The sequence below is a fragment of the Pseudomonas sp. FG36 genome, assembly GCF_057809275.1.
Window position 1 is genome coordinate 1 of record NZ_JBMDJQ010000030.1, and the last position, 20764, is coordinate 20764.

The 20764-nt window shown below is 66.8% G+C and carries 20 protein-coding genes; 9 read left to right on the forward strand and 11 right to left on the reverse strand.

The window, feature by feature from the left end; all coding sequences use genetic code 11:
* Window positions 1-80, forward strand: an 80-nt coding sequence (locus tag ACODS9_RS20250; RefSeq protein WP_489094621.1) for an IS3 family transposase, incomplete at its 5' end; no start/stop codon positions are given.
* A gap of 110 nt (window positions 81-190) precedes the next feature.
* On the opposite strand, the gene ACODS9_RS20255 is transcribed toward ACODS9_RS20250, so the two are convergent.
* Entirely contained in the window at window positions 191-1054 is an 864-nt protein-coding gene (locus tag ACODS9_RS20255) for a LysR substrate-binding domain-containing protein (protein ID WP_489094592.1), read from the reverse strand.
* A 246-nt stretch (window positions 1055-1300) separates the two neighbouring features.
* Between ACODS9_RS20255 and ACODS9_RS20260 the strand changes: the two genes are divergently transcribed.
* From ACODS9_RS20260 to ACODS9_RS20280, 5 genes are all read left to right on the forward strand, one after another.
* Window positions 1301-2617 (forward strand): MFS transporter, encoded by a 1317-nt coding sequence (locus ACODS9_RS20260; protein WP_217869400.1) that lies wholly within the window; start codon window positions 1301-1303, stop codon window positions 2615-2617.
* 14 nt (window positions 2618-2631) lie between these two features.
* Window positions 2632-4023 carry an FAD-dependent oxidoreductase gene (locus ACODS9_RS20265; RefSeq protein ID WP_489094593.1) on the forward strand — a complete coding sequence of 464 codons (1392 nt, stop codon included), beginning with the start codon at window positions 2632-2634 and terminating at the stop codon, window positions 4021-4023.
* A 105-nt stretch (window positions 4024-4128) separates the two neighbouring features.
* Window positions 4129-4839, forward strand: coding sequence for a YebC/PmpR family DNA-binding transcriptional regulator (locus tag ACODS9_RS20270; protein ID WP_023631852.1), 711 nt, complete (start codon window positions 4129-4131; stop codon window positions 4837-4839).
* A gap of 85 nt (window positions 4840-4924) precedes the next feature.
* On the forward strand, window positions 4925-5869 hold the full coding sequence (locus ACODS9_RS20275; protein WP_401110638.1) for a LysR family transcriptional regulator: 945 nt from the start codon (window positions 4925-4927) through the stop codon (window positions 5867-5869).
* Between the two features lie 79 nt (window positions 5870-5948).
* A complete protein-coding gene (locus tag ACODS9_RS20280) occupies window positions 5949-7367 on the forward strand; it encodes a DOPA decarboxylase (protein WP_489094594.1) in 1419 nt (472 codons plus the stop codon).
* Between the two features lie 22 nt (window positions 7368-7389).
* Here the strand turns inward: ACODS9_RS20280 and ACODS9_RS20285 are convergent, their stop codons facing one another.
* The 8 genes from ACODS9_RS20285 to ACODS9_RS20320 form a co-directional block, all read right to left on the reverse strand.
* Complete coding sequence (locus tag ACODS9_RS20285; protein ID WP_489094595.1) at window positions 7390-8004, reverse strand: TetR family transcriptional regulator C-terminal domain-containing protein; 615 nt, start codon at window positions 8002-8004, stop codon at window positions 7390-7392.
* A gap of 100 nt (window positions 8005-8104) precedes the next feature.
* Complete coding sequence (locus ACODS9_RS20290) at window positions 8105-9019, reverse strand: pyridoxal-phosphate dependent enzyme (RefSeq protein WP_489094596.1); 915 nt, start codon at window positions 9017-9019, stop codon at window positions 8105-8107.
* A 15-nt stretch (window positions 9020-9034) separates the two neighbouring features.
* The gene (locus ACODS9_RS20295; RefSeq protein WP_201754845.1) at window positions 9035-9730 is read right to left on the reverse strand and encodes a helix-turn-helix transcriptional regulator; all 696 of its coding nucleotides are present in this window, start codon (window positions 9728-9730) and stop codon (window positions 9035-9037) included.
* A gap of 140 nt (window positions 9731-9870) precedes the next feature.
* Entirely contained in the window at window positions 9871-11574 is a 1704-nt protein-coding gene (locus ACODS9_RS20300; RefSeq protein WP_489094597.1) for an amidase, read from the reverse strand.
* Between the two features lie 208 nt (window positions 11575-11782).
* Window positions 11783-12367, reverse strand: a complete 585-nt coding sequence (locus ACODS9_RS20305) for a hypothetical protein (RefSeq protein WP_489094598.1) — start codon at window positions 12365-12367, stop codon at window positions 11783-11785.
* A gap of 16 nt (window positions 12368-12383) precedes the next feature.
* Window positions 12384-12947: a hypothetical protein gene (locus tag ACODS9_RS20310; RefSeq protein ID WP_401110790.1), complete on the reverse strand. Its 564-nt coding sequence runs from the start codon at window positions 12945-12947 to the stop codon at window positions 12384-12386.
* 165 nt (window positions 12948-13112) lie between these two features.
* Complete coding sequence (gene yghU / locus ACODS9_RS20315; RefSeq protein WP_489094599.1) at window positions 13113-13952, reverse strand: glutathione-dependent disulfide-bond oxidoreductase; 840 nt, start codon at window positions 13950-13952, stop codon at window positions 13113-13115.
* Window positions 13953-14087: 135 nt separating this feature from the next.
* The gene (locus ACODS9_RS20320; RefSeq protein WP_489094600.1) at window positions 14088-15053 is read right to left on the reverse strand and encodes a DMT family transporter; all 966 of its coding nucleotides are present in this window, start codon (window positions 15051-15053) and stop codon (window positions 14088-14090) included.
* Between the two features lie 104 nt (window positions 15054-15157).
* Here ACODS9_RS20320 and ACODS9_RS20325 point away from each other — a divergent pair, with 104 nt between their 5' ends.
* Window positions 15158-16042 (forward strand): LysR substrate-binding domain-containing protein, encoded by an 885-nt coding sequence (locus ACODS9_RS20325; protein ID WP_038705881.1) that lies wholly within the window; start codon window positions 15158-15160, stop codon window positions 16040-16042.
* A 144-nt stretch (window positions 16043-16186) separates the two neighbouring features.
* The gene (locus ACODS9_RS20330) at window positions 16187-17341 is read left to right on the forward strand and encodes a GGDEF domain-containing protein (RefSeq protein WP_401110620.1); all 1155 of its coding nucleotides are present in this window, start codon (window positions 16187-16189) and stop codon (window positions 17339-17341) included.
* Window position 17342: 1 nt separating this feature from the next.
* On the opposite strand, the gene ACODS9_RS20335 is transcribed toward ACODS9_RS20330, so the two are convergent.
* Window positions 17343-17666 carry a DUF2790 domain-containing protein gene (locus ACODS9_RS20335; RefSeq protein ID WP_023631816.1) on the reverse strand — a complete coding sequence of 108 codons (324 nt, stop codon included), beginning with the start codon at window positions 17664-17666 and terminating at the stop codon, window positions 17343-17345.
* Window positions 17667-17944: 278 nt separating this feature from the next.
* Between ACODS9_RS20335 and ACODS9_RS20340 the strand changes: the two genes are divergently transcribed.
* Window positions 17945-19288: an OprD family porin gene (locus ACODS9_RS20340; RefSeq protein ID WP_489094601.1), complete on the forward strand. Its 1344-nt coding sequence runs from the start codon at window positions 17945-17947 to the stop codon at window positions 19286-19288.
* 99 nt (window positions 19289-19387) lie between these two features.
* Here ACODS9_RS20340 and ACODS9_RS20345 read toward each other — a convergent pair whose 3' ends face one another.
* Complete coding sequence (locus tag ACODS9_RS20345) at window positions 19388-20761, reverse strand: MFS transporter (protein ID WP_489094602.1); 1374 nt, start codon at window positions 20759-20761, stop codon at window positions 19388-19390.
* Window positions 20762-20764: the final 3 nt, after the last annotated feature.

The following is a 20764-nucleotide window of genomic DNA, read 5'->3' on the forward strand; positions in this document are numbered from 1 at the left end:
ACTACAACCAAGAACGCATCAGTCTCAGACTGAATGGCTTGAGTCCGGTAGAATTTCGAACCCAAGCGCTGGCCGCATAGCGCTACCTGTCCAACTTTCGGGGGTCAGTTCACGTAAGGGCGGAAAGGTGACTAAAAGTCGACATCACCTACGAATGTGCATACAAAAACCAAAACAATAACCAAAGAACCTACTCCAAAACCATCTCCAAAAACGTAGCCACCACCCGCCGCATCCGCTGTTCCTGCAAACACACCAACGTCTCCGTCAAATGCCGCTGACAATCCACAATCGGCAAAGCACAAACCCGAGCATCGGCCCCGAACTCCGCCGCCGACACCACCCCCACGCCAATCCCCACCACCACAGCCTCCCGCGCCGCCTCCCGCCCTTCGACCTGGATCGCCGACCGAATCCGCAACCCCGCCCGCTGCATCTCCTCCTCCAGCGTCTGCCGCGTCACCGACCCCGGCTCGCGCAGCACCAGCGGCGTATCGTCCAGGTCCGCCAGGCTGATCTGCCCCCGGCTGGCCCAAGGATGCTGGTGCGAAACGAACGCCACCATCGGGTCACGCCGCATCGGCACGCAGAACAGCCGCTCGTCATCGACATCGCGCCCGAGCAGGGCCAGGTCGGCTTGGTAGCTGAACAGCCGCGCCAGCGACTCATCGGTGTTGCCGGTCTCGATCTTCACCTGGATCCCCGGATAGCGCTGGCAGAACCGGGCAATCTGCGGCAGCACATGCACCGGCGCGTCCACCGCCAGGGTCAGGCTGCCGGAGTGCAGGGCGCGTGAGTCCTGCAATAGCTCCAGGGCCTCGGCCTCGCAGGCGAACAGACGCTGGGTGACGCCCAGCAGGCGCTCGCCCAGGTCGGTCAACTGCACCGAGCGCTTGTTGCGGTGAAAAAGCAGCACGCCAAAGCGCTCCTCGAGCTTGCGCACCTGGTCGGACACCGCCGGCTGGGTGAGAAACAGCTTCTGCGCCGCACGGGTGAAGCTGCCCTGTTCGGCAACCGCGTGGAAGGCCTTGAGTTGAGCATGGGAGACCGACATCGAACACTCCACTTAAAAGCTGGGCTTATGTGTGAAATACGATAAATCGATTTTATTTATCAGTCAGCAGCTGTTTCCATGTGTTTCAACCCGACGCCTCTGCCACGAGCAGCGGCATGTCGGCCGTGGCGGCACCACCGCCATCTGACCAGGTGACGTCCCTCCGTCACGCAGTGCGCAACACAACAACAAGACAGGCGTTTCTTCACCTTCTGCCGGCACACTCAAACAAGAGGTCAGAGTCAAATGAACCAATCCCTGGGCGCCATCAAGCGCTGGCGCGTGCAGATCTTCGCGATCACCTGGCTGGCCTACGCCGCCTTCTACTTCACCCGCAAAGCCTTCTCGGTGGCCAAGCTCGGCATCGGCGAAGACCCCTCGTTCATGCTCGACAAGGCCGCCATGGCCAACCTCGACGCCATCTACCTGGCCGCCTATGCGGTGGGCCAATTCACCTGGGGCATGCTCGCCGACCGCTTCGGGCCGCGCGTGGTGGTGCTTGGTGGGCTGCTGATCTCGGCGGCGGCGGCGGTGGTGATGGGCAGTTACGCGACCTTCCCGATCTTCGCCACCTGCATGCTGGTCCAGGGGCTGGCGCAATCCACCGGCTGGGCCGGGCTGTGCAAGAACATCGGCAGTTTCTTCCCGGCGTCCCAGCGCGGACGGGTGCTCGGGCTTTGGAGCTCGTGCTACGCCTTCGGCGGCCTGGTGGCCTCGCCGTTCGCCGGCTGGTGGGCCTACACCTTGGTCGGCACCTGGCACGCGGCATTCTTTTCCAGTGCCGTGGTGGTGGCCGCGGTGGCGGTGCTGTTTTTCATCTTCCAGCGCAACAAACCCGAGGACGTCGGCCTGCCGGCGGTGGAGCCCGAACCGCAGAGCATGGCCCCGGGGGCGAACCTGTGCAGCGTCTGGGCACCGCTGCGCGAGATCCTGCGCAATCGCACGGTGCTGACCCTGGGCCTGGCCTACTTCATGCTCAAGCCGGCGCGCTACGCCATCCTGCTGTGGGGGCCGGTGATCGTCTTCGAGCAGATGCCCTCGGTGGGCAAGGTCGGCGCGGCGATCATCCCCACGGCCTTCGAGCTGGCCGGGCTGCTTGGCCCGATCCTCATCGGCCTGGCTTCGGACAAGCTGTTCGGCGCCCGGCGCATGCCGGCCTGCGTGATCAGCCTGGTGCTGCTGACCCTGACCCTGGCCGGTTTCATGGCGGCGATGCACAGCGGCAGCGTGGTGCTGGTGGTGGCCCTGCTGTTCGTCATGGGCCTGACCCTGTATGGCCCGGACTCGATGATCAGCGGCGCCGCGGCCATCGACTTCGGCACGGCCAAGGCCGGCGCCACCGCGGCCGGTTTCGTCAACGGCTGCGGCTCGGTGGGCGCGGTGCTTGGCGGCTTGCTGCCGGGCTACTTCGACAGCGTCACGGTCTTCATCGTCTTCGCCGGCACCGCGCTGTTCTCCGCCCTGGTGCTGCTGCCGCACTGGAACAGCCGTCCGGCAACGGCACCCCAGGCCACCGACGTGGCCCCCAATACCGGCATGGCGATCAAGCCACTGCGTACCTAGAGGAAAGCGAGCAGATGAGACCCTTCTGGCTGCAACAGGCCCTGGACCAGGAAGACGAGGCCCTGTGCCCGCCGCTCGCTGGCGATGCGCGCTGCGACGTGTGCATCGTCGGCGGTGGCTACACCGGCTTGTGGACTGCCTTGATGATCAAGGAACAGGCGCCGCAGCTGGAGGTGCTGCTGATCGAGGCCGACATCTGTGGCGCCGGGGCCAGCGGACGTAACGGAGGTTGCGCACTGTCCTGGTCGGCCAAGTACTTCACCCTTGAACGGTTGTTCGGGGTGGTCGAGGCGGTGCGCCTGGTGCGCGAGTCCGAACGCAGCATCGGCGCCATCGGCGAGTTCTGCGCGGCCAATGGCATCCGCTGCGATTTCCGCATGGACGGCACGCTCTACACCGCCACCAACCAGGCCCAGCTCGGCGGCACCGATGCGGTGATCGCCGCGCTGGAGCGCCAGGGCATCAACTCGTTCCAGCGCCTGGCTTTGGAGCAGGTACAGCGCCTGGCCGGCTCCCAGCGGCACCTGGAGGGCTGGTACTCGCCGGCCGCGGCCACGGTGCAGCCGGGGCGGCTGGTGCGCGGCTTGCGCCGGGTGGCCTTGCAGCGTGGCGTGCGCATCCATGAAGGCACGGCGATGACCGGCCTGGAACATGGCGCGCCGGCGCAGGTGCGCACCGCTACCGGCACCATCCGTGCCGACCGCGTGGTCCTCGGCCTCAATGCCTGGATGGCGCGGGCCTTCCCGCAGTTCGAGCGCAGCGTGGCGATCGTCTCCAGCGACATGGTGATCACCGAGCCATGCCCCGAACTGCTGCGCCAGATCGGCCTGGACAGCGGCGTGAGCGTGCTCGATTCGCGGATCTTCGTGCACTACTACCACAACACCTCGGATGGCCGGCTGATGCTCGGCAAGGGCGGCAATACCTTCGCCTACGGCGGGCGCATGCTGCCGGTGTTCGACCAGCCGTCGCCGTACCAGCCGTTGCTGCGTGACAGCCTGGCCGAGTTTTTCCCGGCGCTGGCCGAGGTGCCGCTGGCGGCAAGCTGGAACGGGCCGTCGGACCGCTCGGTGACCGGCCTGCCGTTCTTTGGCCGGCTCGATGGGCAGGGCAACGTGTTCTATGGCTTCGGCTATTCGGGCAGCGGGGTGGGGCCGTGTCACATGGGCGGGCAGATCCTCTCGTCGCTGGCCTTGGGGCTGGACAACGCCTGGACCCGCTCGCCGCTGGTCAAGGGCCCGCTGGGGCGTTTCCCGCCGGAGCCGGTGCGCTACCTGGGGTCGCTGATGGTGCGCAACGCCATCCGCCGCAAAGAGCGCGCCGAAGACCGCGGCGTGCGTCCGCGCGGGCTGGATGTGCGCCTGGCGAAGTTCGCGGCGGCGGCGGGGAAGGCCGACAAGGGCTGAAGCTGATGCGATTTCTTGTCGAACCCGGTGCGCAGGGCGTATAAACTCTCCCCACTTTTTGGCCGGTCGCTTCCTGAACCGGCCGCTGAAACAAAGAGAGTCGATATGGGCGCACAGTGGAAAGCCAAGCATAGAGAAACGGCGGCCAACGCCAAGGGCAAGATCATGGGCAAGCTGGCCAAGGAGATCCAGATCGCCGCCAAGTCCGGCGCCGACCCGGACATGAACCCGCGCCTGCGCCTGGCCATCGTCCAGGCCAAGAAAGCCTCGATGACCCGTGAGACTCTGGAGCGCGCGATCAAGAAAGGCGCCGGCCTGGACGGCGAGGCCGTGCAATACCATGCGGTCAGCTACGAAGGCTTCGCCCCGCACCAGGTGCCGCTGATCGTCGAGTGCCTGACCGACAACGTCAACCGCACCGTGGCGCAGATCCGCGTGCTGTTCCGCAAGGGCCAGCTGGGTGCCAGTGGCTCGGTGGCCTGGGACTTCAACCACGTCGGCCTGATCGAGGCGACCCCGGAAGGCGACGCCGATCCGGAAATGGCAGCCATCGAAGCCGGTGCCCAGGACTTCGAGGACGGCGAGGAAGAGGGTTCGACCCTGTTCATCACCGACACCACCGACCTCGATGCCGTGCAGAAAGCCCTGCCGGAGCATGGTTTCACCGTGACTTCGGCGAAGATCGGCTATACCCCGAAGAACCCGGTGAGTGCTGCCAGCCTGAGCGCCGAAGCCCTGGCCGAGGTCGAGGCCTTCCTCGAGGCTATCGACGAGAACGAAGACGTGCAGAACGTCTATGTCGGTCTGACTGACTGATCCGCGCGTTATCCTCGCGGGGCAAGCCCTCTCCCAGTGTGTCTGTGGGAGCGGGCTTGCCCCGCGATCATTTCCGGACCTGTGCATGCACCCCACCTTCGCCTCCCTCAGCCTCGCCCACCTGCGCACCCTCGACTGCCTCCTGCAGCTGAAGAACCTCAGCCATGCCGCCGAGCGCCTGGGCTGCAGCCAATCGGCGCTGAGCCGCCAGCTGGCCAGCCTGCGCGAGGCCTTCGACGACCCGCTGCTGGTGCGCCAGGGGCGTGGCTATGTGCTCAGCGAACACGCCGAAGCGCTGGTCGAGCCATTGCGCCAGGTACTGGACGAGCTCAACGCCCTGCGTCAGCCCGCAGCGTTCGACCCGGCGCGCTGCGAGCGGCGCTTCTGCCTGGCGGCCTCGGACTACGTGGCCGAACATATGCTGCCGCAGCTGGTGAAAGCATTGGAGCAGGAGGCGCCGGGGGTGTCGCTGGAGTACCGCACCTGGCAGGCCGGGCAGTACGCCTTGCTCGCCAGCGGCGAGATCGACCTGGCCACCACGCTGTTCGACGAGTCGCCACCCAACCTGCATGGCCGGCTGCTGGGTGAGGACCGGGCGGTGTGCCTGATGCGCCATGACCATCCACTGAGCGCCCGCGCCGAACTGAGCCAGGACGACTACCTGGCATTCAAGCATGTGCGGGTGTCCGGTGGCGGCGACAAGGACAGCTTCATCGACCGCCATCTGCGTGCCCAGGGGCTGCAACGGCGTGTCAGCCTGGAGGTGCCGTTCTTCAGCGCGATGGTCCAGGTGGTCGGCAACGGCCAGGCGCTGGCCACGGTGCCCGAGCATATCGCCCGGCAACTGGCGCGGTTGCATGGGCTGAGCTGGCGGCCGATGGGCTTTGTCGAGCATACCCAGCGTTACTGGGTGGTATGGCATCAGCGTCTGCAGGCCTCGGCCGAACATCGCTGGTTGCGTAACCGGGTGTTCGAGGTGTGGCGCCAGTCGCAGTTCGGGGTGCAGGGTGGGCATGCGCCTTTGCCATAGCAGCTATGCGCGAAGCGGGGTTATTCGGCGGGTGATGGAGGCCTAGACTGCGAGGCATTGTGCTGCCAGGAGACCACTCATGACCCCCGAACAATTCCGCCAATACGGCCACCAACTGATCGACCTGATCGCCGACTACCGCCAGACCGTCGGCGAACGCCCGGTCATGGCCCAGGTCGAGCCCGGCTACCTCAAGGCCGCGCTGCCTCAGGCCGCGCCGCAGCAAGGCGAGCCTTTCGAGGCCATCCTCGCCGACGTCGACAAGCTGGTGATGCCCGGACTGTCCCACTGGCAGCACCCGGACTTCTACGGCTACTTCCCCTCCAACGGCACCCTGTCGTCGGTGCTCGGCGACTTCCTCAGCACGGGCCTGGGCGTGCTCGGCCTGTCGTGGCAGTCCAGCCCAGCCCTCAGCGAACTGGAGGAAACCACCCTCGACTGGCTGCGCCAGCTGCTCGGCCTGAGCGGGCAATGGAGCGGGGTGATCCAGGACACCGCCTCGACCAGCACCCTGGTGGCGCTGATCTGCGCCCGCGAGCGTGCCACCGACCATGCCCAGGTGCGCGGCGGGTTGCAGGCCCAGGGCAAGCCCCTGGTGGTCTACGTCAGCGCCCATGCCCACAGCTCGGTGGACAAGGCCGCGCTGCTGGCCGGGTTCGGCCGTGAAAACATTCGCCTGATCCCCACCGACGCACACTACGCCATGCGCCCGGAGGCGCTGCGCGAAGCCATCGCCCAGGACCTCGCCGCCGGCAACCAGCCCTGCGCCGTGGTCGCCACCACCGGCACCACCACCACCACCGCGCTGGACCCGCTGCGCCCGATCGGCGAGATCGCCCAGGCCAACCAGCTGTGGCTGCATGTGGACTCGGCCATGGCCGGTTCGGCGATGATCCTTCCGGAATGCCGCTGGATGTGGGACGGCATCGAGCTGGCCGACTCGGTGGTGGTCAATGCCCACAAGTGGCTGGGCGTGGCCTTCGACTGCTCGATCTACTATGTGCGCGACCCGCAGCACCTGATCCGGGTGATGAGCACCAACCCCAGCTACCTGCAGTCGACGGTCGATGGCGAGGTGAAGAACCTGCGCGACTGGGGCATCCCCCTGGGGCGCCGGTTCCGCGCCTTGAAACTGTGGTTCATGCTGCGCAGCGAAGGTGTCGAGGCCCTGCAGCAACGCCTGCGCCGCGACCTGGAAAACGCGCAGTGGCTGGCCGCGCAGGTTGAGGCGGCTCCCACGTGGGAGGTATTGGCGCCGGTGCAGTTGCAGACCTTGTGCATCCGCCATCGCCCGACGGGTCTCGAGGGCGAGGCGCTGGATGCCCATACCCGCGCCTGGGCCGAGCGCCTCAACGCCTCGGGTGATGCCTACGTGACCCCTGCGACCCTGGACGGGCGCTGGATGGTGCGGGTCTCGGTGGGGGCGCTGCCCACCGAGCGCGAGCATGTCGAGCGGCTGTGGGCGCGGTTGCAGGGGGTGGTGGCTAAACAAGCCTGAAGCTGTCGATATATTCTTTATGCTATAGCGATTGGGCAAAAAAGGGCGTGGGGCGCAGGCCGCCGCGCAAGAGTAGCTCGGCCTGGGCCTGGGTCGAGGCGCGGGATGGCTTGATCTGCCCTGAGCTGCCGGGGGCCATGCCGAAGCGGAAGGTCGCCAGGGACGTAGACCACAGGTACAGCAACAGGTGCTCGGGCGTGGTGCGCACGATCAGCCCGCGCTCCATCCACTGCACCAGGCAGGCCAGGGTCTGCCTGGCACTGCTGCGCAGCAGCTCGGCGCGTTCACCGGGTAGTTGCCGGGCGCCATGCAGCATTTCCTTGAGCCAGACCCGCACCGCGCCGGGGTGTTGGCGCGCCACCTCGGCCTTGGCCTTGAAGTAGCGGGGCAGGGCCTGTTCGGGGTGAGCCTCCGGCACCAGGCTGCGCGAGGCGCGCAGCAAGGGTTCCATCACCAGGTCGAGCACTGCGGTGTAGAGCAGACGCTTGTTGCGAAAGTAATAGAACACGTTGGCCCTGGGCAGCCCGGCGCGGACGGCGATAGCGTCGACCCGGGCGGCGGCGAAACCATGGTGGGCGAATTCCTCGCTGGCGGCGGCGAGGATCAGTTGCAGGTTGCGATCACGGATACTGGGCATGGCAAACACGTACTTCTGAATCGATATGTTCAAAAGTATATAGCGGTAGCATGTTCGCCGACAGCTGCCCAGGCTCGTGTTCAAGTGAGCCTGTGTCGGATCAGCAGGCTTCGCGCCAGGCGCGGATCTGCTCCAGCGTTGCGGTGGCGCCACCGCAGACGATCACCAGCACATTGCCGAAGGCCGCCACTGCCTCGGGGTGTTCGAGCAAGGCCAGCGCCGCGCCGCAGGCCGGCTCCACCAGCAGACGGTGATCGCGCAGCAGGCGTTCGCAGGCGTCGAGCGCCTCGCGATCACTCACCAGGTGGCTGACCACCGGGTGCTGGCGGGTGCAGGCCAGCGCCTGTTCGGCCACCCGCTTGGCCCCCAGTGAAGTGGCTACCGAGGTGATCCCAGGCAGTTCCACGCTGTGCCCGGCAGTCATGGCCGCGTGCAGCGACGCGGCGCCTGCGGTTTCCACTGCCAGTACCGGCACGTCCTGCCAGCCATTGCGCTGCAAGCCTTCGACCACGCCGCGCAGCAGGCCGCCGCCGCCGACCGACAGCACCACGGCATCCGGCTTGCAGCCGGCCTGGGCCACTTCATCGATCATGCTGGCGTGGCCGGTCCACAGCAGCGGGTCGTCGAACGGGTGGATGAAGGCATCGCCGGCCCCCAGCAGGGTTTGCGCGTGCTCGTTGGCTTCCTGCCAGGAGCTGCCGTGCACCACCACGCTGGCGTCTTCCAGGCGCAGCAGTTCCTTGGCCCGTTCGGTGGTGGTCTCGGGCACCACCACGGTCACCGGCACGCCGAGCTTGCGGCCGGCGTAGGCCACCGCCAGCCCGGCATTGCCGCCGGACGAGGAGACGAAGTGACGGGCGCCGCGAGCATGGTGCGTCTCGCAAGCGTGGCCGACGCCGCGCAGCTTGAACGAGCCACAGGGTTGCAGGGCTTCGAGCTTGAGCCACACCGGGCGGCCGGCGCTCAGCGACAGCGGACGGGATTCGATCAGCGGGGTTGGGATATGCAAGGGCATGGTGGGCTCCGTGGCTCAGTCGCGGGCAGCCGCGGCGGGTTCGCCGCGCAGCTGCTCCAGGTAGTTGTAGACGGTGTAGCGGGTCACGCCGAGGGCCTCGGCGGCTTTCTCGACGCCGCCCTTGACGATGAACAGGCCGCGCTCCTGCATCACGCGCACGGCCTCGACCTTGGCCTGCTTGGTCATCCGCCCCTGGCCGCTGCGCTGCAGCGCGTCCTGGATGATCCCGGCCATCAATGCAGTCATGTCGGCGGGCTCGTCGCCGGATACCGTGGCTGGCGCGGCGCCCAGCGGCTGCAAGTGCCGCAGGAACGCCATGGCGGCGTCCAGGCCGGTGACGTCGGTGTTCACGCACAGGCTGGCGAAGGGCTGGCCGGTGCTGTCACGGAAGATCGCCGTGGCGCTGCGCAGGCTGCGCCCCTTGAGGGTCGTGGGGTAGTCGGGCAGCACCACAGGGTCGCAGCCCTGCTGGTCGGCGGCGGCCTGCATCAGCGCCTTGAAGCCTTGGTCCTGTTCGGGGGCGGCGAGTATCGGGCTGCCGACCTGGCGGCCGGAGAGCTCGCCATTGACGATCGCCACCACCGAGCGTTCCGGGTGTTCGAGGTCGTGCAGAAGGATTTCAACATTGCGCGGGACGACGCTGCCCAAGGCCTGCAGGGCGGTCTTGAGCACGTTCAGGGTGAGCTGGCGTTCGTGGGCGAGGGTGAGCATGGTCGGCACCAGATTCAATATTGTGTTGAATATTACACAAAAAGTTGAATTTGGTGAAGGTGTCGAACGCTCAAAAGCAATCGCGGGGCCGTCCCGCTCCTACCCAGGGCAGGAGCGGGAGGGCCCCGCGATCAGGTGCGTCAGCCCAGTTTCGGCGTACGCGGCGGGACGATGCGGCGCGAGCCGGTAGACTCGAAGGCGGCGGCGAATTTCAACAGATTGTTGTCGCTGTACGCCTTGCCCGCGAAGGTCAGGCCCACTGGCATGCCGATGTCGGCCATCACGCCCATCGGCACGGTCACGGTCGGCACCCCCAGGTGACGGATCGCCAGGTTGCCGTTGGCCACCCAGATGCCGTTGCTCCAGGCGATGTCTGCCGATTCGGGGTTCACATCGGCGTCCGCCGGGCCGACATCGGCCACGGTGGGGAACAGCACCGCGTCCAGGCCCTGGGCGTCCATCCAGTCTTCCAGGTCGAGCTTGCGGGTGGCTTCCAGGCCGCGCAGGCCGTCGGGCACGGTGGCGATCTGGTCCCAGGTCTTCAGGCCGCGCTTGGCCATGTTGACGTACTCGTCCATGCCGGCGGCGAGGTCGTCTTCACGGTTGGGCAGGGTGCCGGGGTCGTGGGGGAAGATCTGCGGGCCATCGACATCGGCCAGGCGGTTGAGCTTGGGATCGCCGTTGGCGCGCAGGAAGTCGTCGAAGGCCCAGCCGGACAGTTCCCACAGTTCGTCGTGGAGGAACTCCTTGCTGACGATGCCGCGGGTGAACACGGTCGGCGCGCCGGGGCGGTCGCCCTCGCAGTTGGAGACCAGCGGGAAGTCGGTCTCGACCACTTCGGCGCCGGCCGCTTCCAGGGCCTGGCGGGCTTGCTGCCACAGTTCGATCACGCTGGCGCGGGTATTGATGCGCTGGCCGGTCGGGCCGCCGATACCGGGTTTCTCGGCAGTACCGGCTTCGGCGTCGGCATTGATGTACATGCGTGGCACGGCGAAGCGCTTGCCCTTGAGCGACTCGGCGCCCACGGCCAGGTCCAGGTACGAGGCGGGGCGCACGCTCGAGGCGGCCGGGATCGGCACCCAGGGTTGCAGGCGCCACAGGTCGCCGCGTTTGTCGGCGTCGTCGGCGACCACCACGTCGAGGATCTCCAGCAGGTCGGCCATGGTCCGCGCATAAGGCACGACCACGTCCATGGTCGGCGTCAGCGGCCAGTTGCCGCGCACCGAGATCACCCCGCGCGACGGCGTGTAGGCGCACAGGCCGTTGTTCGAGGCCGGGCCGCGGCCACTGGACCAGGTTTCCTCGGCCAGGCCGAAGGCACTGAAGCTGGCGGCGGTGGCGGTGCCGGCACCGTTGGAGGAGCCGGAGGCGAAGGGGGCGGTGAGGTAGGCGGCGTTGTACGGGCTTTCGGCGCGGCCATACACGCCACGCTGCATGCCGCCATTGGCCATCGGCGGCATGTTGGTCTTGCCCAGGCAGATCGCGCCGCCGGCGCGCAGGCGCTCGACGGTGAAGGCGTCGCGCTGGGCGACCAGGTCCTTGAACGCCGGGCTGCCGGAGGCGGCGGTCAGGCCCTTGACCAGGTAGCTGTCCTTGGCGGTGTAGGGGATGCCATCCAGCGGGCCGAGGGTTTCGCCACGGTCACGGCGGGCATCGGAGGCTTCGGCCTCTTTCAGGGCCTCGGGGTTGCGCACCACCACGGCATTGAGCCGCGTGGCGGTGTCGGCGCCGTCGTAGGCGTCGATGCGGGCCAGGTACGCCTTGACCAGCTCGACGGCCGTCGTGCGGCCGGACTCGAGCGCGTCGCGCAGCTCGGCAATGGAAACCTCGGTTACCTCGATCATGCTGTCACCACAGTTGTGCAGGTGGAAAATCATGGCGGCGAGTGTAGCAAGAAGGTCTTGGTGGGCGCAGGCATGCAGCGGGGAAATGGTTCGTTGCAGCGCGGCACGCTGAGCGCCGGATGGCGGGGCTGAAACGGCAGCGGGCTTGGCCCGCGACCGGTTGGCGCCGATCGCGGGCCAAGCCCGCCGTTTCGAACGGTGGTGACGATCAGAGCAGCTTGCGCTGTACCGCCTCGTCCAGGGTGCTGCGGGCCAGTTCGCGCACCACGTCGCGGGTGTCGGCCTGGAATGGCAGGCCGACGATCAGCACCAGTTGCATCCAGGTACGGATCGACTCGCTCTTGCTGACGCGACCGAGCTCCTTGCCGTCCTTGTCCTTGAACACGGTCTGCAGGGTGAAGGTGTTCTTGGCGGTGGAGGGGATGAGGAACAGGGTGAAGCCGGTGATGAACGCCGACGCGGTCACGAACTCCTCGTGGTTGGTCAGGGTCGATTCGGCGTACAGGTCCGCTTCTCCCTTCTGCGTGCTGACCTGGGTGAAGCGGCCGGATTGCTGGTAGGTCTCGCTGATGGTCTTCTCCCACATGTCGGCGTGGGCGCCGGCGGCGGCCACGGCCGCGCCGTCATTGACCTGGTACAGCGCGGTGCTGCGCAGGTAGGCGTTGGGCTTGGCCGCGGCGGTGCTCGCCGCCGGCGGCCAGGTGCCGACCGGTGCCAGGTCGCCGGTGGAATAGGAGACGCAGCCGCCGAGCAGCAGGGTGCCGAGCAGCAGGGCGTGTTTGCAGATGTTCATCCAAGTGTTCCTGTTATCAGCGTTTTGCCAGTTTCACGGTGGCGTCGTCGAGCAGCTCGCCGACCAGCTTGGTCAGTTGCTTGCCGCCCATCGAAGGCGCCCAGTACTCGCCGCCGTAGAGGCCGACGTTGTGTTCGAAGCGCAGTTGTTCCTTGGCCCTGGCCAATTCGACGCCGTCGCGGTCGACGATCACCAGGTTGCCGGCCACGTCGAAGCTGTCGACGTAGATCGGGCCGTTGAACCAGATCCACAACGTCAGGGTCAGCAGGGCGCCGGGGAAGTACGCCGGGTGCGGGGCGCGATGGCCCTTGAGCGAAGTCATGTCGAACTTGAGCATCACGTCCTGTTCGTCCAGGCGCGTGGGGTATTCGGTGACGGCCTTGAAGTAGCCGGCGCGCTGCACGTACTGGCTGAGCTGCGGAGTCAGGGCGCGGCTGATGGCCTGGCCGGTGGCGTTGTCAATGCCGGGGGCGTTGACCTGCACATCGGCGACCTGGGCGCTGCGTGGGCTGGCGACGGCGGAGGCGTGGGGCGGCGTGCCCACCGGGCCGATGACGTTGTAGGAGACGCAGCCGCTCATCGTCAGCAAGGCAACGACGGCGCTGGCCTGGAACAGTTTCTTCAAGTGATGTCATCCTTGATCGGAGTTGAACCTGATCAAGGTTTACGGCCAAGGGGCCGGCAGCTTTAGTGCAAAATGCCACTATTTGTGCCGGCCATGCTCGGCCGCTCGAACCGGAACCCTTCAGGCCAGGTCGCTGGCTGCGTGGCGCTCCGCCACCTGGCTGGCTTCCTCGCCCCAGGTGCGGTTGACCCGGGTGCCGCGCTGTACCGCCGGGCGCTGGGCGATGGCCTCTGCCCAGCGCTGCACATTGGCGTACTCGTGTACCGCCAGGAACTCGGCCGCGCCATACAGGTTGCCGCGCACCAGCTGGCCATACCAGGGCCATACGGCGATGTCGGCGATGCTGTAAGCGTCGCCGCCCAGGTAGGCGCTTTCGCCCAGGCGCCGGTCGAGCACGTCGAGCTGGCGCTTGGCTTCCATGGTGAAGCGGTTGATCGCGTATTCGAACTTTTCCGGCGCATAGACATAGAAATGGCCGAAACCACCGCCCAGGTAAGGTGCAGAGCCCATCTGCCAGAACAGCCAGTTGAGGGTCTCGGTGCGCGCGGCCAGGTCCTGGGGCAGGAAGGCGCCGAATTTTTCCGCCAGGTACAGCAGGATCGCGCCCGACTCGAATACCCGCACCGGCGGTTCGACGCTGCGGTCGAGCAGGGCGGGGATCTTCGAGTTGGGGTTGACCTGCACGAAGCCGCTGCCGAACTGGTCGCCTTCACCGATACGGATCAGCCACGCGTCGTACTCGGCGCCGCCGTGACCGAGGGCCAGCAGCTCCTCGAGGAGGATGGTGACCTTGACCCCATTGGGCGTGGCCAGGGAGTAGAGTTGCAGCGGATGCTTGCCGGTGGGCAACGGCTTGTCGTGGGTGGGGCCGGCCACCGGGCGGTTGATGCTGGCGAACTGGCCGCCGGAAGGGGCCTCGAAGGTCCAGACCTTGGGCGGAACATAAGGGGGCTTGCTCATGGGAATCTCCTGGAGGGCGCGATGTGGCCGGGTAAGGACGTGGACAGCCTCTCTATGCCATGGGTTCGCCGTGCAGGGCAAATGCAATGCGTGCCCGCAGCGGATGCATGGCGCCTTGCAGGTGCACCGCTGTCGTTACAGGGGCCGCGCCGAGGCCGGGGTCGGCGCGGTCGGCGCCTCTGGCTTTTTCGCCGGTTTCAGCCGCGATACCCCGAACAGCACCAGGACCAACCCGGCTACCTGGTACACGCTGATCGCCTCGCTGAGGATCAGCCATGAGGCCAGCATCGTCAGCACCGGCCCCAGGTTGCCCACCGCCGCCGTGTGCGTGGGCCCGAGGCGCTGGATCGCCAGCGCCACCCAGTAGATCGGCAGCACCGTGGAGAACAGCGCCATCAATGCCGCGTTGAGCCACACCGTGCCGGGCAGCTGCAGCAGCGGCGCGACATCGGCCACCAGCAGGTAGTGGGCCAGCACCATCAGCGAGGAGGCGGTACCGCACAATCCGGCCAGGCGCATCGAATTCATGCGCTTGAGCATCATGCCGGTGCCCGAGTAGTACAGGGCATAGGTGACCGCGCTGGCGAACACCCACAGCGAGCCGACCAGTACCGCATTGCCGCCGCCCGCGGCGCCGATGTCGTGGACGAAGGCGATGCCCAGCCCGAGGTAGCACAGGCCCATGGCCGCCAGGGTGCGCAGGGTCGGGCGTTCGCGCTGGACGATGGCCTGGATCACCAGCACCAGGGTCGGGTAGGTGAACAGGATCAGCCGCTCGAGCCCGGCACTGATGTATTGCAGGCCGTAGAAGTCGAACAGGCTGGCCAGGTAGTAGCCGAACAGGCCGAGCAAGGCCACGCGCAGGCCGTCGCCGGCGCTCAGCGGCGCGCCGCCCTGGCCACGGCTGGCCCACACCAGCCAGACGAACAACGGCAGCGACAGGGCCATGCGCAGTGCCAGCAGGCTGATGGCGTCCACCGGGCCTGCGGCATAGGCGAGCTTGACGAAGATGGCCTTGAAACTGAAGCCCAGGGCGGCGAGTACGGCGTACAGGCTGCCGTTGGCAAGGGCGCGCTGGAGCGGGGCGGGCAGGCGGGTCATGGCGGGTCCGTGGCACAGAAGAAGTGCGGTTTATTCTGCGCAGAACGCAACCGCGCTAGAATCGCTTTTTCTCGAACATGGCGTTCTGATTTGGAGAAGCCTTGATGCACTTCGACCTGGCCGACCTGCGGCTGCTCGCCGCCATTGCCGCCACCGGCAGCCTGAGCAAGGCGGCGGCTACCTTCCCGGTGGCGGTATCGGCCGCCAGCACCCGCCTGCGCCTGTTCGAGGCGCGCAGCGGGTTGACCCTGTTCCTGCGCAAGGCCGACGGCATGCAACTGACCCCGGCCGGGCGCCTGGTGCTGGAGTCGGCGCGGGGCGTGCTGGGCGAGGCGCAGAAACTGCAGGACACGCTGCGCGAACTCGCCGGCCAGCGGCGCATCACCCTGCACCTGGCGGCGTCCACCGTGACCAACAGCACCCTGTTGCCGGCCGTGCTCGGGCCGTTCCTGGCCGACTACCCGGAGGTCGACCTGCAACTGGTCGAGCACAAGAGCATCGATGTGCTGCGGGTGGTGCTGGCCGGGGAGTGCGAGATCGGCGTGTACGACGGCAACCTGGTCAACGAGGGCGTGGTATCGCTGCCGTTTCGCACCGAGCGCCTGGTGCTGCTGGTGCCGCTCGATCACCCGTTGGCCGGGCGCGGCCAGCTGCGCCTGGCGGACGCGCTGGGTTTTCCCTTCGTCTGCCTGCCCGCCGAGCGTGCCATGCAGCGCTTCGTCGAGGAACTGGCGATGAACCTGGCCATGCCGCTGAAGGTGCGGGTACGGGCACCGAGCTTCGAAGCCATCGCCCAGCTGGTGGCCCAGCACGCGGGTATCGCCATGCTGCCGGAAACGGCGGCCGTGCGCGCCGAACAGGAACTGGCGGTGCGCCGGGTGGCGCTGGAGGAGCGTTGGGCGACCCTGGAGTTGCGTATCTGTTTCCGCAGTTGGGAAGCGCTCAGCTCGCATGGGCGACAGTTGGTGAGCTTCCTCTCCGGGCAATGACAGGTGACTGTCGTCTGGTAGGCGAATGAATGGGCTGTCCGTCCGAATGCCATCATTTGGATATCATTTATGCCTGTGCATTGACCCTTGAACGCATACAATCACCGTTCTGAACGGTAACCCAGATACAGGCCACTTCCACCCATGGCGTTCGACGCTTCCACCATGCTGACCCTCACCATCGCCCTGGCCGCGGCCGCCGCGCTTTATCTGGCCGTGGAGTGGCGCAGCGTGCGCGAGTCTTCGCTGCTGTGCTGGAGCGCCAGCTTCGCCACCATCAGCGTCGGTTCCTCGCTCGCCTTGCTGCGTGGCAGCGGTTATCTGTTCATCGGCATCTGGTTCGCCAACGGCATGCTGGTGGCCGCTCACTGGCTGTTCCTGCTGGGGGTGTCACGCTTTACCGAAACCCGTCTGTCACGGCTCTGCTACCTGGCCCCGCTGGCCTGGCTGAGCTTGCTGCTGCTGCCGCAGTGGCCCACCTGGTCGAAGACCTTCCTAGTGGCCAACTCGCTGCTGGTCGCCGCGTTCACCCTGTACGCCAGCGCGTTGCTGCGCCCGCACGGCAAATCGTTCAGCGTCGGCGCGGTGCAGTTGCGCTGCATCCTGCTGCTGCACGGGCTGTTCTACCTGGCCAAGACGCTGCCGGCGCTGCTGCCGGGAACGCTGATCGACCTGACCGCGTTTCGCGGGCAGATCATCCAGGTGTCGCTGGTGGAGGGGGCCATGGCGATCATGCTGATCGCCCTGTCGATGACCGGCACCGTGCGCTACCGCCGCGAGGAGCGCATCGAGCGCCTGGCCGCGCGCGATCCGCTGACCGCGCTGTACAACCGCCGTGCCCTGGAAATGCGCGCGGCGGGCCTGTTCAACGAGGTTTCCCCGGCAAACCCCGGGGCCTTGCTGCTGATCGACATCGACCACTTCAAGCTGGTCAACGACCTGCATGGGCATGCCGCTGGCGACCGTCTGCTGGTGGCCTTGAGCGAGATGATCCGGGCCATGCTGCCGGAGCGGGCGATCGCCGCACGGCTGGGTGGCGACGAGTTCGTCATCCTCCTGACCGGGGCTTCGCGCGACGCCATCCAGCGCCTGGCCGAAGCCTTGCGCCAGCAGTTCCAGGCCACCGCCGAACAGTCGTTCCGCACCCCCGAGGCGGTGACCCTGAGCATTGGCGCCAACCTGTTCGACCGCCCACCGGCCAGCCTGGCGGCGTTGATCGAGCAAGGCGACGTGCTGCTGTACGCCTCCAAGCGCAGCGGGCGCAACAGCCTGCAACTGGTGGACGGGCTGCGCGGCTGAACTACTTGTTGTTGATGCACTGCGACTGCACCGCGTAGCGTACGGTGCGCAAGGTGCCCTGGCTATCTTCGAAGGTCATCAGCCGCGGCACCACCTCGCAGGTGCGCGGGTCGCCCGATTGGCGCACGAGGCGGGCAACGTCGAGCTTCATGCCGTAGCGGTAGTCGACGATCTCCGGCATGGGCTTCGCCTGTTTGGCCGCATAGGCCGCCACGGCCTGCTGGTGGTCCGCCAGCAGCTGTTCGCTGTCCAGCCTGGAAAAGCCGCTGGCCTGGGTCGAGAGGGAAAGCGCCAGCAGGGCGGCGGTCAGGGTCGGTCGTAGCATGGTCGTGCCTCCGAAAGGTTCGTTTCGCAGACCACGCTAGCGATGCCCGGCCAACAGGGGCATGACGGCCGGGTTACAGATATGAAAGCTGGGCGTGCGCGCAGGTCCCCCGGCTGCGCATGACACGATTGTAATGCCCCCATCACCTTCCCGTTATCCGTCAGCGGCGAGCATCAGGCTCGGCCAATGGGGCTGGGTGCGTGCGCATCTGGCCAGACCAGGGATGCTCCAGCGCCAGGGCCTGACAACAAGAACAGCCGCAATCGAAGGAGCAGTGGATGAAGAGCAATCCAACACTTTCCCTGGCCGCCCTGGTGGCGCTGGCCGGCTTCGGCCCGGCGGCCTGGGCCGCAGAAGAGCAGAAGGAAGGTTTCATCGAGGGCAGCCGCCTGAGCGTGCTCAACCGCAATTACTATTTCAATCGCGACCATCGCGATGGCCCGGCCCCCACCTACAACAGCGGCAAGGACAGCGGCAATGGCTACTCCGAGGCTTGGGCCCATGCCGTGATCACCCGCTTCGAATCCGGTTTCACCCAAGGCACGGTGGGCGTCGGGGTGGACGCCTTCGCCATGCTCGGGCTCAAGCTCGACACCGGTGGCGGGCGCAACGGTGGGCGCAGCTCGTTCGACGTGCTGCCGGTGGACCGCGATGGCCAGGCCCGCGACGAATACAGCAAGCTCGGCGGCGCGGCCAAGGTGCGCCTGTTCGACACCGTGCTGCGGGTGGGCGATGTGTTCCCGGTCAACCCGGTGGTGGCGGCCGGCGACTCGCGGCTGTTGCCGGAAAGCTTTCGTGGCGTGACCCTGGAGAACACCAGTGTGCAAGGCCTGACGCTGCAGGGCGGGCGCCTGCACGCCATGAGCCAGCCGGTGTCCAGCGACTTGCGCGACAACTTCGTGACGTTCTACGGCGGCCCGGTGGATTCGCCGTGGATCGCCTACGGCGGTGGCGACTACGCGATCAACGAAAACGTCAGCGTCAGCCTGTTCGGCAGTCGCTTGAAGGATGTGTGGAACCAGTACTACGCCGGCACCAGCGTGACCTGGCCGTTGTCTGACGAGCTGGCGCTGATCGGCGGGTTCAATTTCTACAACGCCAGGGACGAAGGGCGGCAGCGCCTGGGCCAGTTCGACAACGACATCTGGAGCGCCAAGCTCGGCGTGCGCTACGGCGCCCATATCCTGGCACTGACCCACCAGCGCAACAACGGCGATGACGACTTCGACTACCTGCGCCAGTCCGATTCGATCTTCCTCGACAACTCCATCCAGTACAGCGACTTCAACTCGCCGAAAGAGCGCTCATGGATGCTGCGCTATGACTTGAACATGGCCGCCTACGGTGTACCGGGGCTGTCGTTCATGACCCGCTATGGCCGTGGCAGCGATGCCGACTACAGCCATGCCAACGCCTACTACATGCGCCGCGACGGCAACGGCGACCCGCTCACCGAGCAGAAGCGCTGGGAGCGCGACATCGAGGTCAAGTACGTGGTGCAGACCGGCGCGGCCAAGGACCTGGCACTGCGCGTGCGCCAGGCCACCACCCGGGCGACGGCCTTCGAGTCGGACCTGGACGAGGTGCGGGTGATCGTCGAGTACCCGTTGTCGATTCTCTGAACCACCCGGATTCACCTTGAGAAGCCCCTGTGCTCCTTTGGTTGCTGGTGAATGTCTTGACGCCTCTGACGAGGCGTCTTTTTTTCGGCACTGCCGATGTCAGTGGCCGAACGCTTTCAGGCTGCCCTTGCGGCTCGCTTCATAGGCTTCCCGCGCCATGGGTTGTGCCTGCGGGTTGCCCAGGTCTTCCATTGCCAGCCGGTGGGTTTCCGGTGCCAGGTAGGCGGCCAGCGCGCACACGCAGGTGATGAGGAACGCCAGCCCGCCGACCACCAGCGGGATATTGTCCGAACCCGGCGGCGCGACTGCGGCGAACAACGCCGGCAGCATGGCGGTGATCATGGTGCCGAGGTTCTGCGCGATGGCCATGGCCGAGACCCGGTAGCGGGTGTGGAACAGCTCCGGATAGAAGCTCGGGAACACCGCGTTGTAGCCCTGGTAGACCATGCCCCACATGATGATCGAGGCGGCGAAGGCCAGCGGCACGTTCTGGATGCTGATCGCATACAGGTAGACGAACGCCAGCAGGCCCGAGCCCAGGCAACCGGCGATCATGGTCGGGCGCCGGCCGATCCTGTCGCTGAGGTTGCCGACGAAGGGGATCACCAGCACCGCGACGATGTTGCCCACCACCGGGATCCACAGGTACACGCTCTTGTCGAAGCCGATGCCATAGGCCGGCTGCACCGCGTAGGCGGCGCCGAAGATGGTGGCGACCACCGGGATCACGTTCATCAGCGCCATGAACATCACCAGCACCATGTGCTTCCAGCTGTGGCGGAAGGCCTCGCTGATCGGCGACTTGGCCACCTTGTCCTGTTGCTCTTCCTGGACGAAGGCCGGGGTCTCGTGGACCTCCTTGCGGATGATGAAACCAGCCACCAGCACCAGCGCGCTCATCAGGAACGGAATGCGCCAGCCCCAGTCGTTGAAGGCCTCGCTAGGCATGAAGTAGGCCAGCGGCAGGAACACCGCGGCGGCCATCACCTGGCCGGCCTGCACCCCTTGCAGGGTGTAGCTGGCGTAGTAGCCACGGCGGCCGAACGGCGCGTGTTCCATGATCATCGAGCTGGCGCCGGAGATCTCGCCGGCCACGGCGAAGCCCTGGACCAGGCGCAGCAATACCAGCAGCGCCGGGGCCAGCAGGCCGACATCGTGGTAGGTCGGCAGCAGGCCCACGGCCATGGTCGACAGGCCCATGAGGAACATGCACAGCAGCAGCACATTCTTGCGCCCGCGGGTGTCGCCCCAGTGGCCAAGCACGAAGGCGCCGACCGGGCGCGCCAGGTAACCCACGCCGTAGGTGGCCAGCGAGGCGATGATGGCCATCTTCGGGTCGGCGGACGGGAAGAAGATCTGCGGGAAGATCAGCGCCGCGGCCTGGGCGTAGATGAAGAAGTCGTAGTACTCGAGGGCAGAGCCGATCCATCCGCTGGCGGTGGCTTTCTTGGCTTGGGAGCTTGAGCGGGCCATGTT

Excerpts from the sequence above, each read along its gene's own strand:
- ACODS9_RS20255 (WP_489094592.1), bottom strand. The coding sequence starts at position 1,054 with ATGTCGGTCTCCCATGCTCAACTCAAGGCCTTCCACGCGGTTGCCGAA.
- ACODS9_RS20260 (WP_217869400.1), top strand. The coding sequence starts at position 1,301 with ATGAACCAATCCCTGGGCGCCATCAAGCGCTGGCGCGTGCAGATCTTC.
- ACODS9_RS20265 (WP_489094593.1), top strand. The coding sequence starts at position 2,632 with ATGAGACCCTTCTGGCTGCAACAGGCCCTGGACCAGGAAGACGAGGCC.
- ACODS9_RS20270 (WP_023631852.1), top strand. The coding sequence starts at position 4,129 with ATGGGCGCACAGTGGAAAGCCAAGCATAGAGAAACGGCGGCCAACGCC.
- ACODS9_RS20275 (WP_401110638.1), top strand. The coding sequence starts at position 4,925 with ATGCACCCCACCTTCGCCTCCCTCAGCCTCGCCCACCTGCGCACCCTC.
- ACODS9_RS20280 (WP_489094594.1), top strand. The coding sequence starts at position 5,949 with ATGACCCCCGAACAATTCCGCCAATACGGCCACCAACTGATCGACCTG.
- ACODS9_RS20285 (WP_489094595.1), bottom strand. The coding sequence starts at position 8,004 with ATGCCCAGTATCCGTGATCGCAACCTGCAACTGATCCTCGCCGCCGCC.
- ACODS9_RS20290 (WP_489094596.1), bottom strand. The coding sequence starts at position 9,019 with ATGCCCTTGCATATCCCAACCCCGCTGATCGAATCCCGTCCGCTGTCG.
- ACODS9_RS20295 (WP_201754845.1), bottom strand. The coding sequence starts at position 9,730 with ATGCTCACCCTCGCCCACGAACGCCAGCTCACCCTGAACGTGCTCAAG.
- ACODS9_RS20300 (WP_489094597.1), bottom strand. The coding sequence starts at position 11,574 with ATGATCGAGGTAACCGAGGTTTCCATTGCCGAGCTGCGCGACGCGCTC.
- ACODS9_RS20305 (WP_489094598.1), bottom strand. The coding sequence starts at position 12,367 with ATGAACATCTGCAAACACGCCCTGCTGCTCGGCACCCTGCTGCTCGGC.
- ACODS9_RS20310 (WP_401110790.1), bottom strand. The coding sequence starts at position 12,947 with ATGAGCGGCTGCGTCTCCTACAACGTCATCGGCCCGGTGGGCACGCCG.
- yghU (WP_489094599.1), bottom strand. The coding sequence starts at position 13,952 with ATGAGCAAGCCCCCTTATGTTCCGCCCAAGGTCTGGACCTTCGAGGCC.
- ACODS9_RS20320 (WP_489094600.1), bottom strand. The coding sequence starts at position 15,053 with ATGACCCGCCTGCCCGCCCCGCTCCAGCGCGCCCTTGCCAACGGCAGC.
- ACODS9_RS20325 (WP_038705881.1), top strand. The coding sequence starts at position 15,158 with ATGCACTTCGACCTGGCCGACCTGCGGCTGCTCGCCGCCATTGCCGCC.
- ACODS9_RS20330 (WP_401110620.1), top strand. The coding sequence starts at position 16,187 with ATGGCGTTCGACGCTTCCACCATGCTGACCCTCACCATCGCCCTGGCC.
- ACODS9_RS20335 (WP_023631816.1), bottom strand. The coding sequence starts at position 17,666 with ATGCTACGACCGACCCTGACCGCCGCCCTGCTGGCGCTTTCCCTCTCG.
- ACODS9_RS20340 (WP_489094601.1), top strand. The coding sequence starts at position 17,945 with ATGAAGAGCAATCCAACACTTTCCCTGGCCGCCCTGGTGGCGCTGGCC.
- ACODS9_RS20345 (WP_489094602.1), bottom strand. The coding sequence starts at position 20,761 with ATGGCCCGCTCAAGCTCCCAAGCCAAGAAAGCCACCGCCAGCGGATGG.